Source organism: Streptomyces sp. NPDC028907 (assembly GCF_055564995.1).
Genome location: NZ_JBVHVE010000007.1, coordinates 307,209 through 322,620, shown reverse-complemented (window position 1 = coordinate 322,620; position 15,412 = coordinate 307,209). Strand labels below are relative to the sequence as shown.

General features: G+C 70.6%; 18 protein-coding genes and 6 tRNA genes. 9 read left to right on the top strand and 15 right to left on the bottom strand.

The features are described from left to right. Nucleotides 1-2 precede the first annotated feature (2 nt). From ACZ4UU_RS23625 to ACZ4UU_RS23615, 3 genes are all read right to left on the bottom strand, one after another. Nucleotides 3-1,289, bottom strand: coding sequence for an ABC transporter substrate-binding protein (locus tag ACZ4UU_RS23625; RefSeq protein ID WP_471905354.1), 1,287 nt, complete (start codon nucleotides 1,287-1,289; stop codon nucleotides 3-5). Between the two features lie 596 nt (nucleotides 1,290-1,885). Further along, nucleotides 1,886-1,957: transfer RNA gene (locus tag ACZ4UU_RS23620), tRNA-Val, on the bottom strand. Between the two features lie 87 nt (nucleotides 1,958-2,044). Further along, nucleotides 2,045-2,503 (bottom strand): TIGR02611 family protein, encoded by a 459-nt coding sequence (locus ACZ4UU_RS23615; RefSeq protein ID WP_217214528.1) that lies wholly within the window; start codon nucleotides 2,501-2,503, stop codon nucleotides 2,045-2,047. Nucleotides 2,504-2,694: 191 nt separating this feature from the next. On the opposite strand from ACZ4UU_RS23615, the gene ACZ4UU_RS23610 reads away from it, so the two are divergent. Further along, nucleotides 2,695-3,108 (top strand): SsgA family sporulation/cell division regulator, encoded by a 414-nt coding sequence (locus ACZ4UU_RS23610; protein ID WP_004002642.1) that lies wholly within the window; start codon nucleotides 2,695-2,697, stop codon nucleotides 3,106-3,108. 315 nt (nucleotides 3,109-3,423) lie between these two features. Further along, the gene (locus ACZ4UU_RS23605) at nucleotides 3,424-3,984 is read left to right on the top strand and encodes a CGNR zinc finger domain-containing protein (RefSeq protein ID WP_471905353.1); all 561 of its coding nucleotides are present in this window, start codon (nucleotides 3,424-3,426) and stop codon (nucleotides 3,982-3,984) included. A gap of 58 nt (nucleotides 3,985-4,042) precedes the next feature. On the opposite strand, the gene ACZ4UU_RS23600 is transcribed toward ACZ4UU_RS23605, so the two are convergent. Further along, nucleotides 4,043-4,195 (bottom strand): hypothetical protein, encoded by a 153-nt coding sequence (locus tag ACZ4UU_RS23600; protein WP_167366237.1) that lies wholly within the window; start codon nucleotides 4,193-4,195, stop codon nucleotides 4,043-4,045. Between the two features lie 154 nt (nucleotides 4,196-4,349). Then, complete coding sequence (locus tag ACZ4UU_RS23595; RefSeq protein WP_471905352.1) at nucleotides 4,350-4,784, bottom strand: hypothetical protein; 435 nt, start codon at nucleotides 4,782-4,784, stop codon at nucleotides 4,350-4,352. Between the two features lie 192 nt (nucleotides 4,785-4,976). Between ACZ4UU_RS23595 and ACZ4UU_RS23590 the strand changes: the two genes are divergently transcribed. Next, nucleotides 4,977-5,501: a DsbA family protein gene (locus tag ACZ4UU_RS23590; protein ID WP_471905351.1), complete on the top strand. Its 525-nt coding sequence runs from the start codon at nucleotides 4,977-4,979 to the stop codon at nucleotides 5,499-5,501. Between the two features lie 44 nt (nucleotides 5,502-5,545). Here ACZ4UU_RS23590 and ACZ4UU_RS23585 read toward each other — a convergent pair whose 3' ends face one another. The 3 genes from ACZ4UU_RS23585 to ACZ4UU_RS23575 are packed head-to-tail and all read right to left on the bottom strand — an operon-like array spanning nucleotide 5,546 to nucleotide 8,283. Further along, on the bottom strand, nucleotides 5,546-6,370 hold the full coding sequence (locus tag ACZ4UU_RS23585) for a GNAT family N-acetyltransferase (RefSeq protein WP_471905350.1): 825 nt from the start codon (nucleotides 6,368-6,370) through the stop codon (nucleotides 5,546-5,548). 51 nt (nucleotides 6,371-6,421) lie between these two features. Continuing rightward, a complete protein-coding gene (locus tag ACZ4UU_RS23580; protein WP_471905349.1) occupies nucleotides 6,422-7,243 on the bottom strand; it encodes an aminotransferase class IV in 822 nt (273 codons plus the stop codon). Beyond that, a complete protein-coding gene (locus ACZ4UU_RS23575; protein ID WP_471905348.1) occupies nucleotides 7,240-8,283 on the bottom strand; it encodes a chorismate-binding protein in 1,044 nt (347 codons plus the stop codon). Before ACZ4UU_RS23575 ends, ACZ4UU_RS23580 begins: the two co-directional genes overlap by 4 nt. A gap of 178 nt (nucleotides 8,284-8,461) precedes the next feature. Here ACZ4UU_RS23575 and ACZ4UU_RS23570 point away from each other — a divergent pair. The 5 genes from ACZ4UU_RS23570 to ACZ4UU_RS23550 all read left to right on the top strand — a co-directional run bounded on the left by ACZ4UU_RS23570 (nucleotide 8,462) and on the right by ACZ4UU_RS23550 (nucleotide 8,944). Beyond that, nucleotides 8,462-8,534: transfer RNA gene (locus ACZ4UU_RS23570), tRNA-Gly, on the top strand. Between the two features lie 38 nt (nucleotides 8,535-8,572). After that, nucleotides 8,573-8,646 (top strand) — tRNA-Cys (locus tag ACZ4UU_RS23565). A 1-nt stretch (nucleotide 8,647) separates the two neighbouring features. Then, nucleotides 8,648-8,719: transfer RNA gene (locus tag ACZ4UU_RS23560), tRNA-Val, on the top strand. 34 nt (nucleotides 8,720-8,753) lie between these two features. Beyond that, nucleotides 8,754-8,825, top strand: a tRNA-Val gene (locus tag ACZ4UU_RS23555). A 47-nt stretch (nucleotides 8,826-8,872) separates the two neighbouring features. Continuing rightward, nucleotides 8,873-8,944, top strand: a tRNA-Val gene (locus tag ACZ4UU_RS23550). Nucleotides 8,945-8,993: 49 nt separating this feature from the next. Here ACZ4UU_RS23550 and ACZ4UU_RS23545 read toward each other — a convergent pair. From ACZ4UU_RS23545 to ACZ4UU_RS23530, 4 genes are all read right to left on the bottom strand, one after another. After that, nucleotides 8,994-9,284 (bottom strand): TFIIB-type zinc ribbon-containing protein, encoded by a 291-nt coding sequence (locus tag ACZ4UU_RS23545; RefSeq protein WP_078916175.1) that lies wholly within the window; start codon nucleotides 9,282-9,284, stop codon nucleotides 8,994-8,996. Between the two features lie 80 nt (nucleotides 9,285-9,364). Further along, entirely contained in the window at nucleotides 9,365-10,306 is a 942-nt protein-coding gene (locus ACZ4UU_RS23540; RefSeq protein WP_471905347.1) for a phosphotransferase family protein, read from the bottom strand. Between the two features lie 283 nt (nucleotides 10,307-10,589). After that, a complete protein-coding gene (locus ACZ4UU_RS23535; RefSeq protein ID WP_062722625.1) occupies nucleotides 10,590-10,787 on the bottom strand; it encodes a hypothetical protein in 198 nt (65 codons plus the stop codon). A 199-nt stretch (nucleotides 10,788-10,986) separates the two neighbouring features. Next, the gene (locus tag ACZ4UU_RS23530) at nucleotides 10,987-11,262 is read right to left on the bottom strand and encodes a hypothetical protein (RefSeq protein WP_383459162.1); all 276 of its coding nucleotides are present in this window, start codon (nucleotides 11,260-11,262) and stop codon (nucleotides 10,987-10,989) included. 196 nt (nucleotides 11,263-11,458) lie between these two features. Here ACZ4UU_RS23530 and ACZ4UU_RS23525 point away from each other — a divergent pair, with 196 nt between their 5' ends. Next, nucleotides 11,459-12,850 carry a serine/threonine-protein kinase gene (locus ACZ4UU_RS23525; protein ID WP_471905487.1) on the top strand — a complete coding sequence of 464 codons (1,392 nt, stop codon included), beginning with the start codon at nucleotides 11,459-11,461 and terminating at the stop codon, nucleotides 12,848-12,850. A gap of 23 nt (nucleotides 12,851-12,873) precedes the next feature. Here ACZ4UU_RS23525 and ACZ4UU_RS23520 read toward each other — a convergent pair whose 3' ends face one another. The 3 genes from ACZ4UU_RS23520 to cobA form a co-directional block, all read right to left on the bottom strand. Then, on the bottom strand, nucleotides 12,874-13,266 hold the full coding sequence (locus tag ACZ4UU_RS23520; RefSeq protein ID WP_471905346.1) for an NUDIX domain-containing protein: 393 nt from the start codon (nucleotides 13,264-13,266) through the stop codon (nucleotides 12,874-12,876). An 11-nt stretch (nucleotides 13,267-13,277) separates the two neighbouring features. Continuing rightward, nucleotides 13,278-14,096 (bottom strand): TrmH family RNA methyltransferase, encoded by an 819-nt coding sequence (locus ACZ4UU_RS23515; protein ID WP_471905345.1) that lies wholly within the window; start codon nucleotides 14,094-14,096, stop codon nucleotides 13,278-13,280. 63 nt (nucleotides 14,097-14,159) lie between these two features. Next, nucleotides 14,160-15,392 (bottom strand): uroporphyrinogen-III C-methyltransferase, encoded by a 1,233-nt coding sequence (cobA, locus tag ACZ4UU_RS23510; RefSeq protein ID WP_383459172.1) that lies wholly within the window; start codon nucleotides 15,390-15,392, stop codon nucleotides 14,160-14,162. Nucleotides 15,393-15,412 lie beyond the last annotated feature (20 nt).

Below are 15,412 nucleotides of genomic sequence, written 5' to 3'. Positions count from 1 at the left end.
CCTCAGCCCGCGAACGCGGCCTTGGCCTCGCTGAACAGTGCCTTGGCGGCGTCGGCCGGCTTGGTCTTGCCCTGGGCGACCTCGCCGCCGATGCGCAGGAAGGCCGCCTCGATGACGTCGGCACCGGACGGATGCGGGGTGATCTTGCCGAGGACGCCGGCCTTGGCGACCTCTTCCTCGTACGCCTTGACGCCCTTGTTGTTGTCGTCGGTGGGCGTGAACGCCTCGTACTGCTCGGTGGTGGCGAGGATGCCTCGGTCGTAGCCCATGATCTTGCCGACCTCGGGGTCGTGGACCATGAAGTCGATGAACTGGGCGACCTCCTTGGGGTGCTTGGTCCCGGAGAAGGCGCTGAGCATCAGCGAGCCGAGGTACTGGCCGGTCTGCTTGCCGTCCGTGGTGGGGATCGGCGCGAGCCCGTAGTCGGACTCACCCTCGCCCTCGTAGCGGATGGAGAAGTTGTCCCAGGTGAACTCGGAGGCGGCGAGCCCCGCCGAAAGCGCGGACTTGGGCTTGACCTGTTCGACCTTCTTGGGGTCGGCGACCAGCCCGGACCGCACGCGCTTGTAGCCGTCCTCCCACCACTGCGTCAGATCGTCCTCGGTGAAGCCGAGGTCGGTGTCGGTGAAGAAGGCCTTGCCGTTCTGTCGCAGATAGAGGTCGTAGAGGTACATGATGCTGAAGTAGCCGGTGTCGCCGGCGATCTTCAGCTTGTCCTGGATCGTCTGGAGCGCGTCGAAGTACTCGTCCCAGGTCCAGCCCATCTTCGCTTCGACGCCCGCCTTCTCGAAGGCCTTGAGGTCGATGACGAGCGCCATGGTGTTGGCGCCGACGGGCACACCGAGCTGCTTGCCGTCGGCCTGACCGGCCGACAGGACCCCGTTGCGGAAGTTGTCCAGGCTCAGATTGCCCGCGTCCGCCTGCGTCTTGAGATCCATCAGCACACCGCGCTTGTCGTACTTGCGCAGGAAGCCGACCGCATTCTGGAAAACGTCCGGCGGATTACCGCCGGAGGCCTGGGTCTGGAACTTCTCCCAGAACGCCTCATAGTCCGTGAATTCAGGCTTGATCTTGATCTTCGGGTACTTCTTCTCGAAGAGTGCGATCGTCTTCCTGATGGCGATGGTGCGCGGCTCGCCACCCCACCACGCGTAACGGAGCGTCACCGTCCCGTCGCCGGAGCCACTGTCGCCACCGCACGCGGTGGTCGCACCCAGGCCGACCACGGCCGCGGAGGCCCCGGCCGCCTTCAGGATCGTACGCCTCTCAACATTCCTGCTGGTTCCCATGGTTGGGCCCCCTCCCCGCAGCGTCATCGCCGACTGCATGAATCGTTTCAAGTAAGCGCTTGCTGGCACAAGCTACGAGGGGCCTCGTGGTGCGTCAATGATTCGGACAGGAATTTCTTGTGGACCGGCGCGGTGAGTTGACGGCCCGTCGGGAACGATTCGGGCGCCGGATCGCCCAACTCCGCAGGTAGAACAGGCGTGGTCGACCGACCGAACGTGAACTGGCCACTCACACAGGGGAATTGATCGGCCGGAATTCGCCTGGCCGGGGGCGGCCGACGTGGGTGGACCGGCGCGGACCGAGCGGGGTTGGCACGGGCGGAACCGGGAAGGGAGGGCGGAGCCGGGAAGGGCGGGCGTCGGATGAGCGCGGAGGGGGCGCTTGCCGACACGGACGGGTATCGACGGGCGTCGGACGGCGCTCGCCGGGAGTGGACGGGCATTCACCGGCACTGGCCGGCACCGGCTGCACCGGCTGCTGACCCTCGCTCGACGTGGGCCGGCGCCGGCAGGCGCCCATCGGCTGGCACTCGCCCGTCGGCGCGCGCAAACGACGACGGCCCGTCCGCTCTCGCAGACGGGCCGTCGTACCCGGGTGGGCGATACTGGGTTCGAACCAGTGACCTCTTCGGTGTGAACGAAGCGCTCTCCCACTGAGCTAATCGCCCGGGCGCAGGAAGTACATTACCCCATGTCAGGGGGTGCGGGTGACCAGCGCGAACCCGCACCGGACGACGTCCGCACCCCGTCGCGGATCACTGGTCCTTGATCTTCCAGGGCATGACTATGCCGAACTTCCACACGTAGAAACCGACGAGCGCGCCCACGATCACGAGGCCGATCGTCGTCAGGATGATGTTGCGGCGGCGCACCTTCGGGTCGAGGGCCCGCTGGGCCGCCTCGGTGACCTTGCGCTTGGTCCAGCGCAGCACCAGCTGGGCCCAGACGAACTCGGTCGCCCAGATCGCCATGCCCCCGAAGATCACGACCCAGCCGGGACCTGGCAGCGGCAGCATGATGATGCCAGCGACCACGACCGCGAGGCCGATGACGAAGACACCCACCTGCCAGCTGACATGCAGTACCCGGCGCGCCTTGATGAACTCCGGCGCTCTCGAACCGAGGCCCTGCTCGCTGTCGCCCTTCACACCGTCCACTTCGATCTGTCCCGTCGCCACGGCAACTTCGCCCGGCTCGTTACTCCCCGTATTCATACGGCCAAACCCTACCGGACCGAAACCAGTCACCGGAATGGGCGTACCTCGCGAACTGGTTCTCGGCCGGAAGAGTTACGTAAACACACGCAAAACACTCAGAGGGGTTTACAACGGCACCGTAGGTGGCATGTCGATTTCGCCGACGTGCGAATCCCCGAGCGCACACTGAGCGAAAGGCCCTGGCGCTTATGAACACCACGGTCAGCTGCGAGCTGCACCTGCGCCTCGTTGTGTCGAGCGAGTCCTCCCTGCCTGTCCCCGCAGGCCTGCGGTACGACACGGCCGACCCCTACGCCGTGCACGCCACCTTCCACACCGGAGCCGAGGAGACCGTCGAGTGGGTGTTCGCCCGCGACCTCCTCGCGGAGGGCCTCCACCGGCCCACCGGAACCGGCGACGTCCGTGTCTGGCCGTCGCGCAGCCACGGCCAGGGCGTCGTCTGCATCGCCCTGAGCTCTCCGGAGGGCGAGGCGCTGCTCGAGGCCCCGGCACGGGCTCTGGAGTCCTTCCTGAAGCGAACGGATGCCGCCGTGCCTCCCGGTACGGAGCATCGGCATTTCGATCTCGATCAGGAGCTCTCGCACATCCTGGCGGAAAGCTAGGGCGAGGCGTCCCCCTCAAGGCCGCCCGGCGCCGTCGACTCGGGGAGACGGCTCGGGCCAAGACAACCGCATACGGCACACATCACGCCGCCTCCGCTCCACGGGGGCGGCGTTGGTGTGCCTGTGACCGGCGAGGGCGGTGGTGCGAGAGTGACGGTGAGTAGCGCCGGCCTGGGTGCGACGGGAACCGTCGGCGCCTCCCCGGCGTTGTATTCGAAGCCATGTGCGGGCTCGGCCGATGTGTCGGCGCCGTGAGCCACTACCATCGGCCAGCATCGGCGGGCGACCCGCCCGACCCAGGCCAGGGAGCGAAACGTGCTGATCACCCATGACACCCGGTGTGCACTCGATGCCGTGGTGGACCTGGTGAACACCTCGCCGGAGGGCGACGACACGCCGGACGGACTGCCGGACGTCGCGACTCTCGCCGATTTCGTACGAAAGCACGAGATCAGTGATGTCGGTGTGCTGTCGGAGTTCGATCTGTCGGCGGTGCGCAAGGTTCGGGGGCGGTTCGCCGCGATCTTCGCGGAGCCGGAGGCCCGCAAGGCGGCCGGGCTGATCAACGAGCTGGTCGCCGCGGCGGGCACCACTCCCCGACTGACGGACCACGACGGCTACGACTGGCATGTGCACTACTTCGCGCCCGGCGCCTCCGTCGCCGACCATCTGGCGGCCGACTGCGGCATGGCGCTGGCGTTCTTCGTGGTCGCCGGGGAGCAGGAGCGGCTACGGCGCTGCGAGGCGCCGGACTGTCGGCACGCCTTCGTGGATCTCTCCCGCAACCGTTCACGGCGCTACTGCGACAGCCGTACCTGCGGAAACCGGCTGCATGTGGCTGCCTACCGGGCGCGACGCAAGGAAGCCGCCGGCTGACACGACGGGTGTGTCGACGCGGACCCCGGCGGGTGGCGCCGGGGACCGCGGGTACGGCTCAGAGCAACAGCAGATCGTGCAGCGCAGCCATGAGCAGCAGACACCCGATCACCGCAAGGAAGATCATCAGCGGTGGCTGGGAAAGGGCGAAAAGGCACCCGCGAGGTTCGTCCTGAGCCGGCGCGGCCTCGCTCTGTGTCGTGTCCAGCATCTCGCGCAGATGATGGCGCAGTTGCCCCTGGTCGCGCGATCAACACGCCCGGAATGAGCGGGAGTTCGCTGGATTCCGTGATGTCCGGTTCGAGTAGTGATCGCTTACGGCCGCGCGGCGACCCACTGTGTCGTTTCGGCCCTGCGCAGGGCCGTCATATGCCGTGCTTCTTGAGGATCGCCTCGATGTCGCTGAAGTCGTCCGAGGCCTCGGCCCGGGGTGCGGTCGCGGGCTTGGTGGACTGCCGGGAGCCCGCGCCCAGCGAGGCCGCCGGGGCCACCGCCTCGCGCTGCGCGGCGGCACGGGCCTCCTTGCGCTCCTTGCGGGTGCCCCCGCGTCGGCGCTCCACCGCACGGGTGCTCGCGAACAGCAGCCAGGACGCCCCGAGGACTCCGAAGCCGGCCCAGGCCGTCGGGCTGAACGCGGTGTCCGCCAGCCACTCGACGACACCGGTCATCACCAGCCCGAGCGGCACCAGCGAGTACGCGACGATGCGCGTGGCCGCGAGGAAGCGCTTGCGGTACGCCGTGACCGCCGCGATGCCCAGGCCGGCCGCGGCGACGGCGGAACAGACGGTCTCGGCAATCATCCGGTCCTCCAGGCAGGCTGGGTCGGGCAGGGCACTTTCGTTCCTTCCATCCTGCACCGTGGCAAGCCCGCCCGGCCATGCCTGCGGCCGACATCAGGGAGATCTCCGGGTCGCCTCCTCCGCAGGTGCCGGTCGAGGACGTACGACCAGGTCGGATTGGGTCGCCCGGGCCGCTGCTGGGAGACTGGGGCCATGAGCGACTCCTCCTCCGACCGTCCCGCCGCCCCCGTCCTCGACATCTGGTGCGAGCTCCAGTGCCCCGACTGCCGCGGCGCCCTGGACGACGTCCGTGCCCTGCGTGCCCGTTACGGCGACCGGCTGGAGCTTCGGCTGCGGCACTTCCCGCTGGAGAAGCACAAGCACGCCTTCGCCGCCGCGCAGGCCGCCGAGGAGGCCGCGGAGCAGGGGCAGGGCTGGCCGTATGTCGAGGCCGTGCTGGGCCGGGTCGAGGAGCTGGACCGTGAGGGAGAACCCTTCCTGGTCGAGACGGCCCGGGAACTGGGCCTGGACGCCGAGGAGTTCGACACCGCGCTGATCGACGGCCGGCACATCCTGATCGTCGACGCCGACCAGGCCGAGGGCAAGGCGATCGGCGTGACCGGCACGCCGACGTACGTGATCGGCGGCGAGCGCCTGGACGGCGGCAAGAGCCAGGAGGGGCTGCGCGAGCGCATCGAGGAGATCGCCGACCGGCTGCTGGCCGAACAGGGCGACTGACCCGACGAGCGGCCTCTGGCCAGCCCCTCGACCCCGCCGGTCTGCTACAGCAGCGTCTTGTACAGGCCGTACTGCCGTGTCTCGTAGCCGAGTGACTCGTAGAGCCGCTCGGCGGGAGCGTTGCCCGCGAAGACGTTGAGGCCGATGGTCCGGTACCCCGCGCCGATCGCCTGGGCCTCGGCCAGCAGCATCAGAGTGCGGCCGTGCCCCTTGCCGCGGTGGGCCGCGGCGGTCTCGACGTCGTAGACGTAGGCCACGCCGTCGCGCTCCGCCACCCACAGGGTGCCCACCGGGATGCCCTCGTGCTCGAGGACGCTCAGGAACACGTTCGGCGTGCGCATGCCGTCCGGCAGCAGTGCCGCGTGGTCACGCTCGGACCTGGCCCGGGCCTCGGCCTGCGGAACCCCGCGCTCGGCCCAGCTGCGGAGGTAACCCTCGTGGCTCTCGGCCAGCCAGGTCGCGTACTCGGCCTCCGTCATGGGGCGCGCCCGGCTGCCCGGCGGCGGCTCGGGCGGTATGTCGCCGAGGGCCTTCTCCATGCGGCGGTTGCGGACGACGTAGCCGAGCGCCGTGGCGAGGCGCAGCGCCGGTCCGGCGTCGCCGGGGACGGTCGTCTCGACGCGTCGGCAGCCCCAGCCGCGCGCCACCTCCTCCGCGGCGAGGGCGGCCACCGTGCCGCGGCCGCGGCGCCGGTCCGGTTCCTCGATCCGCAGCGTCGTTATCCGGGCCACCGCGGGTCCGAAGACGGGATGCGTGCCGAGGCGGAGGGTGCCCACGGGACGGCCGTTCACACACACCTGGTAGTGGCGCGAACGGGTCCCGTCCTCGTGGTGCTGAAGCGGCTCGGTCGGCCGCAGGGTCGTGGTCATCAGGGGTGTTCTACCCACCGCACCGGCCCACGGCAGCCCAATTTCCCGCTCCTACGGATCCAGGTCGTCCCCGGACCGCTCCTCGAAGACCCGCATGGCCTTGGCGGTCACGGGACCCGACGCGCCCGGGAGTGCGCGGTCGTCGACCCGGTGCACGGCCTGCACGTCCCGCAGGGTGGAGGTCAGGAAGACCTCGTCGGCCCGCTCGAGCACGTCCAGCGGCAGGTCTGTCTCCTTCGCGCCGGTCCACTCGACGGCCAACGCGCGCGTGATGCCCGCGAGGCAGCCCGAGGCGACCGGCGGAGTGTGGATCTCGCCGTCGAGCACCACGAAGACGTTCGACCCGGTGCCCTCGCAGAGCTGTCCGACCGTGTTGGCGAACAGGGCCTCGGAGGCGCCGTGTTGGTGGGCGCGGGCGAGGGCGACGACGTTCTCGGCGTACGAGGTCGTCTTCAGACCGGTCAGCGCCCCGCGCTCGTTACGGGTCCAGGGCACGGTGATGACGGCCGTGGAGTCGGGGCGCCGGGTGGTCTCGCCGAGGGCGACGACGAGCGTCGGGCCGTGCTCGCCGCGGTCGGAGCCGAGGGGCCCGTGGCCGCCGGTGTAGGTGATCCGCAGCCGGCCGAGCGGCATCGGGTTGGCCTCCAGGACGGCGGCGCAGGCGCGGCGTACCTCGTCGTGGTCCGGATCGGGCAGACCGAGCCCGCGTGCCGAACGCGTCAGCCGGTCGAGGTGCCGGGTCAGCGCGAACGGACGGCCGTCCACCGCCTTCACGGTCTCGAAGATGCCGTCGCCCACGGTCAGCCCGTGGTCGAAGACGGAGACACGGGCGGACTCGATGTCCTGGAGCCCGCCGTCGAGCCAGATCTTCACGTCAGTCCCTCTCCACTCACCGCGTACGCTCCCGACGCTACCGCGAGCAGCCGGGCCGCCTTCAGCTCGGTCTCCCGCCACTCCCCCTCGGGATCCGACCCCCAGGTGATCCCGGCACCGGTGCCGAACCGCAGCACGCCCTCGCCCCGGTCGATCCAGAACGTACGTATCCCGACGGCCAGCTCACCGACACCCCGGTCGGCGTCGACCCACCCGACGCCACCGCAGTACGGCCCACGCGGCGCCGTCTCCAGCGCGTCGAGGATCCGCAGTGCACTCGACTTGGGCGCACCGGTGACCGACCCGGGCGGGAAGGAGGCGCCGAGCAGCTCGGACCAGCCGACGCCGGCACCCAGCTCGCCCCGCACCGTGGACACCAGATGCACAAGCCCCGGGTGCTTCTCCACGGCACACAGATCGGGGACGGTGACGGTCCCCGTGGCGCAGACCCGTCCGATGTCGTTCCGGACCAGGTCGACGATCATCACGTTCTCGGCGTAGTCCTTCTCCAGCAGGTCCGCCTCGGTGCGCCCGGTGCCCTTGATCGGCCCCGACTCGACGACCCGCCCGTCCCGGCGCAGGAAGAGCTCGGGAGACGCGGTCGCGATCTCCACACCGTGCGCCGGCAGCCGGATCGTTCCTGCGTACGGCGCCGGGTTGCCGCGGGCCAACAGGGCGGTCAGGGCGTCCACGTCGGCGTCCGCCCCGATCGGCGCGCTCAGGACCCGGCACAGGTTGGCCTGGTAGACCTCGCCGGCCGCGATGTACTCGCGGATGCGGCGGACCCCCGCCGTGTACGCGGCGCGGTCGAGCGAGGACGTCCAGTCACCGGCCGCCGGACCGACCCACCTCCCGGGCACCGGCGCGGGCACGGGCTCATCGCGTACGTCCCGGAATCGGGCGCAGGTCAGACCGCCCTCGAAGTCGGCGCAGACGGCCCAGAAGCCGCGGGAGTCCAAGGCGGCGGGGTCGCTGGTGACATCGAGGAGTCCGGTGGCGAGTCGGGCGCCGAAGCGGGCGAGGGGAGCGAGGTCGAGCACGCAGTCGAGTCTATGGCGGGTGTCCTGCGGGTGACCTGACCATGTCCCTTCGGAGCGCTCCGGCAGGCCCCTGAGCAGGCGCAGCGCAGCACGCTGCACAAACGCGTTTTTGTGCTGGCCCCGGAATCCGCTAGAGTTCAACACGTCGCCGGGCCGCGGGAGCGGAACGAAACGACAGGCGGACGTAGCTCAGTTGGTAGAGCGCAACCTTGCCAAGGTTGAGGTCGCGAGTTCGAACCTCGTCGTCCGCTCGAAGGAACAAGGGGATCTTCCCGAACCCCTCACTCCTGGTGGAGTGGCCGAGAGGCGAGGCAACGGCCTGCAAAGCCGTCTACACGGGTTCAAATCCCGTCTCCACCTCCAAGGACGATTAGCTCAGCGGGAGAGCGCTTCCCTGACACGGAAGAGGTCACTGGTTCAATCCCAGTATCGTCCACTGGATCTTCGACAGATCATCGAAGGTCTGACCCGCGCGATTAGCTCAGCGGGAGAGCGCTTCCCTGACACGGAAGAGGTCACTGGTTCAATCCCAGTATCGCGCACGCATCACCCCCGTGATCTCGGCCTTCTGGCTCGATCACGGTCCCGAGGACGATTAGCTCAGCGGGAGAGCGCTTCCCTGACACGGAAGAGGTCACTGGTTCAATCCCAGTATCGTCCACACATCGAAGCCCCCGGTCCTGTGACCGGGGGCTTCGTCGTGGTGCGGCTCAGCTGGAGAAGAGCATGTGGCCGAAGCTCTTGTGCCGCTTGTGGCCGTAGTGACCGCCGTGGTGCCCTCCGTGCGGTGCGCCCCAGGCCGGCGCCTGGGGGGCGGCCGGATATGCCTGCGGTGCGGCCGGAGGGGGCGGGGCCGGCTGTGACCACTGGGACTCCAGGCGGGTCAGCGACTCCAGCTCGCCGTAGTCGAGAAAGATCCCGCGGCAGCCGCTGCACTGCTCTATCTGGACACCGTTGCGGTTGTAGGTGTGCATCGGGGCTCGGCACTTCGGACACTGCATGGTCGGCTCAACTCCTCGCCGGTCGGTCCTGCTTCGTGTATCGCCAGGACAGACTCTGTCCGGCTGCGGTCGGTTGCACACTACTTTGCGTATCCGTGGGTCAACTCAGGGGGGACGGCAGCCATTCGGTCACATGCGTCCACGAGTGCCTGCTCGACCTCGTCCAGGAGACGGCCCTCGGCCTGGGCCTTGCTGATCGCCCGAGCCGCGGTCTGCACGGTGAGGGCACGGGCCGGCACGTCCAGCGCGGGCCAAGGATCACCGTCCCCGGGAACGGCCGGGCCCCCGGCCGCGCGGTACGCGACGAGAAAGCGATCCCATTCCTCGGGTGACAGCAGCCCACAGGCATACCAGGCGGCCGGCCGCCCAAGATCCCAGGCCGGCACGCCCACGCCGAGATCATCGACGTCGATCAGCAGCCAGGGGCCGTGCGGCGCCGGGTGACGCACGAGCTGGCCGAGGTGGAGGTCGCCGTGGCAGAGCGTGGCGGTGTCGGGCTGCGGGGCCTCGGCACGCGCCCACTCGGGAAGGCTTCCCCAAGCACGCAGAACGGCACCGACACCCGCCCCCTCGGCACCCATCGCCCGGAGCCGGGCCACCGCCGACGCGGCCTTGACCGGACCGCGCATGGCGGGCAGCGCAACGGGAGCCGCCGTTCGGTGCAGCCGAGCAAGAAGCGACGCCGCCGCCTCCCAAGGAGCCGCATCCGGATCCTTGGGATCCACCGGAGTGCCGTACGGCCAGAAGGTCACCAGCCGACCATGCAGATCGACGGGCTGCGGGCCGAGCGGGGCGAGGAGCAGGTGGGGCAGTGCGGCGGCCGTGGCAAGGCGGGGGCCCAGTTCGCCCACCCCCATGCCGTGGGCGTGCGCCTTTGCCACGGTCTCACCATGACGAACGACGGTGGCGTCGACCCGGTCAGCGAGCGTGACGGTTGCTCCGCAAGGACAGACAGAGGTACGCGAGTGAGCCTCGACCTCGGCTCGTACAGCGAGGTCGGACAGGAGGGGGTTCGAGGTCACGGGCGTCCTTGGATGCGGGGATCTGGGCCGAGGGTACGCGGCGCTTCCCGGCGCGGTCCCGACAAGCCGACCCGTAGGCGCAACACGCACCCCCACAACCCGCGCAGGCCGCCGCAGGCACCCCCACTCAACCGCCGGAGGCACCCCGTCGGAGGCAAAAGCAATGCCGGCGCAGCTCCCCAGCTGCGCCGGCATTTGTGCCGTCCGCCGCACCCCCGTCCCCACGGGGTTTCATGGGTGGATGTCCCCGCCCGGACCGCTCTTCCGGGCCTGGGGTCGCCGCTCAGCGCCCCAGCATCACGCCCACGGACGACGCTTGTGTGGCCACTGTCTCCCAGCCGTCGAAGACGAGGAGGAGAAGGGCCGCCAGGGGAAGGGCCATGAGCGTCGCCACCAAGGGGTGGCGACGGCCCTGGCGACGGGGGCGCAGCAGCGTGCGCTCCTGCATGCGGATCACTGTCCGCGGTGCCGTCTGGGCCATGGCCCCTCTCCTGACCTGTGTCGGATGTCGTTGGCAGCGGCGGGTGTCTGACCTCGGGGGACGAGTGCTGCCACCCGCCGCTTGACCTCAAATCTAGGCGTCCGGCGCCTCCCGCACGTCATGCCCTCGTACCGATTGGCGGGCCTCCCGGAGGATGAGCCATGACCTGCGGAGTACTCCCCTGGGTGGAGACGAGGACCTAGGTCTCGGGGTCTTCCCGGAGGGGGCGCCCGCTCTGCCCCGCTTTCTCCGAGCTGTCTTCACGCGGCACCGGCTGCTCGACCAGCGCCAGGACGCGGGTCGCCATGAAACGGGCCGTACGTACGACCGAGCCGTTCCGGGTGACTTCGCTCACTTCCACGACACCTCGGCGCACCGCCGTCTCGACCCGGCGGCCCGCCCTGCTCGCCACCACCTCGTACGTGCGCGTCGTGTCTCCCGCATCCACGACTATCTCCACGCGATCACCCTTCACGGGCTCAATCCCCCTTCTGTGATGGGTGGTTGGGGGACAAAGCCCATCGAAGTAGCCCTGCTCGCCAGCCCCCTGACCACCCTTCAAGTCTCCCACCCACCACTGACAATCCATCGCCCCGAGAGGGCGCGGCCTCTGCGCACGGCGGCCCGTGGAAACGTAAGCTGTGGCTCGTCACACGGACCGGGCAGCGGGGATGAACATGGCGATGATGCGCCTGAGGCGCGAGGACCCGCGCGTCGTCGGCTCGTTCAGGCTTCACAGAAGGCTCGGCGCGGGCGGTATGGGCGTCGTCTACCTGGGCTCCGACAAGAAGGGGCAGCGGGTCGCGCTCAAGGTGATCCGGCCCGACCTGGCGGAGGATCAGGAGTTCCGCTCGCGGTTCGCGCGTGAGGTCTCGGCGGCCCGGCGGATTCGCGGGGGCTGTACGGCACGGCTGGTGGCCGCGGACCTGGAAGCGGAGCGCCCCTGGTTCGCCACGCAGTACGTGCCCGGCCCGTCCCTGCACGACAAGGTCGCCGACGAGGGCCCGCTCGGCGCGGCGGAGGTCGCCGCCGTTGGGGCCGCCCTGTCGGAGGGGCTGGTCGCCGTCCACGAGGCCGGGGTCGTGCACCGGGATCTCAAGCCGTCCAACATCCTCCTCTCCCCCAAGGGCCCGCGGATCATCGACTTCGGCATCGCCTGGGCGACGGGGGCCTCCACCCTCACGCACGTCGGTACCGCCGTCGGCTCCCCGGGCTTCCTCGCCCCGGAGCAGGTGCGCGGCGCCGCCGTCACCCCGGCCACGGACGTCTTCTCGCTCGGCGCCACGCTGGCCTACGCCTCGATGGGCGACTCTCCCTTCGGGCACGGCAGTTCCGAGGTGATGCTGTACCGCGTCGTGCATGAGGAGGCACAGCTCCAGGGCGTACCGGACGCATTGGCTCCGCTGGTGCGGGCCTGTCTGGCGAAGGACCCGGAGGAACGGCCCAGCACCCTGCAGCTCTCGCTGCGTCTCAAGGAGATCGCGGCCCGCGAGGCGCAGGGACTGGGGGACGTACGCCCGCCCGCGCCGCGTTCCGCCGAGGCGGACCGTCTGACCGGGCGGCTCGCCGACACCTACCCGGAGCCGCAGCGCGCCCAGCGTCGGCCGCAGGGCACTCCCCCGCCGCGCGGCGCCGTGCCACCGCGCGGCCACGGCGCGTCCCGAGGGCCCGGTCCGGCGCGCGACGGGGTTCCTCCGGCGAGGGGCGGAAGCGCCGCGAACAGCGGTACGGCCTCCCGGTCCGGGACCCGGTCGACGCCGGCCTCCCGCAACAGCCCGCGCGCGGGCAACGGCGGCCGGCCGGCGCAGCGCAACGGTGGCGGTCGTCCGGCACCGCGGAACACGAGCACCGGCCGCCGTCCCGCCAACCCGCAGCTGCTGCGGCAGCGGTTGTTCGTGTTCGTCGTGGTGACGCTGCTCGTGGCGCTGGGCATCGCGGCGGCGCAGGGCTGTCAGGGGCCGCAGCGCGGTCTCGGCGGCGACGGAGACGTCGTACGGCCGCAGCACGAGCAGGTGGATCCGGGCTCCGAGTCGTACGGGTCGACGTTCGAAATCTCCGAGTAGGCGGTGTCCCGGCCTGACGGACGTCAGAGGCCGGGCAGGATCCGTTCGAAGAACTCGCGGTCGCCCTCGAAGACCGGGTCCAGGGACAGGAACTCCTCCGGGGTGACCCAGCGGGCCTCGCCGACCTCGCGGGGGTTTGGGACCACGTCGCCGGTCTCGGCGTTCGCCGTCCACCAGTGGAGGCGGAAGGTGCCGTCGTCCGTCTCGGACTCCCAGACCTTGGCCAGGGGGACCACGCTGAGGCCGACCTCCTCGCGGGCCTCCCGGACGACGGCCTCGCGCTGGGTCTCCCCCGGCTCGATCTTGCCGCTGACCGGCTGCCAGTAGCCGGGGCGCGCGACGGCGGGGCCGCGTCGGACGGCGAGCAGTCGGTCGGCGCGGAGCAGGACCGCGACGATCGCCTGGCGCCGCGCCATCGTCGTACGGCCTAGAGCTCGGGGCGGCCGGTGGCCACGGCATAGAAGGCGACCGCGGCCGCGGCGCCTACGTTGAGGGAGTCGACGCCGTGGGCCATCGGGATGCGGACCCATTCGTCGGCGGCGACCAGGGCCTGGGTGGTCAGGCCGTCGCCCTCGGCGCCGAGCATGAGGGCGACCCGGTCCATCCGGTGCGGGGCGGCCTCGTCGAGGGTCTTGGCCTTCTCGTCGGGAGTGAGCGCGAGGAGGGTGAAGCCGGCCTCGCGGACCGATTCGAGGCCCTTGGGCCAGGTGTCGAGGCGGGCGTAGGGCACCGAGAAGACGGCGCCCATGGAGACCTTGACGCTGCGGCGGTACAGGGGGTCGGCGCAGTCCGGGGAGAGCAGGACCGCGTCCATGCCCAGGGCCGCGGCCGAGCGGAAGATGGCGCCGATGTTGGTGTGGTCGTTGACCGACTCCATGACGACCACCCGGCGGGCGGACCGCAGCAGTTCGGTCGCCGTCGGGAGCGGCTTGCGCTGCATGGAGGCGAGCGCGCCGCGGTGTACGTGGTAGCCGGTGACCTGCTCGGCGAGGTCCGGGCTGACCGCGTACACCGGGGCGGGGAGCTCGTCGATGACGTCGCGCATGACGTCGACCCACTTGGCGGAGAGCAGCATCGAGCGCATCTCGTAGCCGGCTTCCTTCGCCCGTCTGATGACCTTCTCGCCCTCGGCGATGAACAGGCCCTCGGCCGGTTCGCGCTTGCGGCGCAGTTCGACGTCGGTCAGGCCCGTGTAGTCGCGCAGGCGCGGGTCGGTGGGGTCATCGACGGTGATGAGATCGGCCACAGGGTGATACTGCCTTGTCCTGGGTACGGTGCCAACGGTTGGAACGGGTTGTGTTACCCGCGGTTACGCGGAGGGGTTCGGTCCTACGTTCACGACCTCGCCGATGACGATGACCGCCGGCGGCTTCACCTCGTGGGCGAGCACCGCCTCGCCCGCCGTCGCGAGGGTCGCGTCCACCCGGCGCTGGGCGGCCGTGGTGCCCTCCTGGATCAGGGCGAGGGGTGTGTCCGGGGACTTGCCGTGGGCGATGAGGGTCTCGGCGACCTTCGCGATGGTGGCGACGCCCATGAGGATGACCAGGGTGCCGGTCAGTTTGGCGAGGGACGGCCAGTCGACCAGGGAGCGCTCGTCGTCCGGGGCGATGTGGCCGCTGACCACCGTGAACTCGTGCGCGACCCCCCGGTGGGTGACCGGGATCCCGGCGGCGCCCGGCACCGAGATCGAGCTGGAGATGCCGGGCACGACCGTGCAGGCGATGCCCGCCTCGGCCAGCGCCTGGACCTCCTCCATGCCGCGCCCGTAGACGAAGGGGTCGCCGCCCTTGAGGCGTACGACGGACTTGCCCTGCTTGGCGTGCTCGATCAGCGCGTTGTTGATGGCCTCCTGGGCCATGAACCGGCCGTAGGGCAGCTTCGCCGCGTCGATCACCTCGACGTTCGGGGGCAGCTCCGTGAGCAGGTCGCGCGGGCCGAGGTGGTCGGTGATGACCACGTCGGCCGCGGCGAGCAGGCGCCGGCCGCGCACGGTGATCAGGTCCGGGTCGCCGGGGCCGCCGCCGACCAGCGCGACGCCGGGCGTGCGGGTGCGGTGGTGCGGGGCGACGAGGGTGCCGTCGCGCAGGCCCTCGACGACGGCGTCGCGGATCGCGGCGGTGTGGCGGGGGTCGCGGCCCTTGGCGTCGGTGGTGAGGACGGCGACCGTGACGCCCTCGCTGTGGCCGGTCGCCGGGGTCCAGGCGGTGGCCTCGTCGGCGTCGTCGGAGCGGACGCACCACACGCGGTTGCGCTCGGCCTCGGCGGAGGCACGGGTGTTCGCGTCGTGGTCGCTGGTGGCGATCAGGGCGTACCAGATGTCGGTGAGGTCGCCGTCCGCGTAGGGGCGTCGCTCCCAGGTGAGCTCTCCGGCGTCCGCCATGGCTTCGACCGACGGGGTCACCTCGGGCGAGACGAGCGTGATGTCGGCGCCCGCTGCGATGAGTGCCGGAAGACGGCGCTGGGCGACCTCGCCGCCACCGAGGACGACGACTCGGCGGCCGGTGAGGCGGAGGCCCACGGGGTAGGCGGGGTGTTCGGCCATGAGGGTGCGGCTCCTCGTGC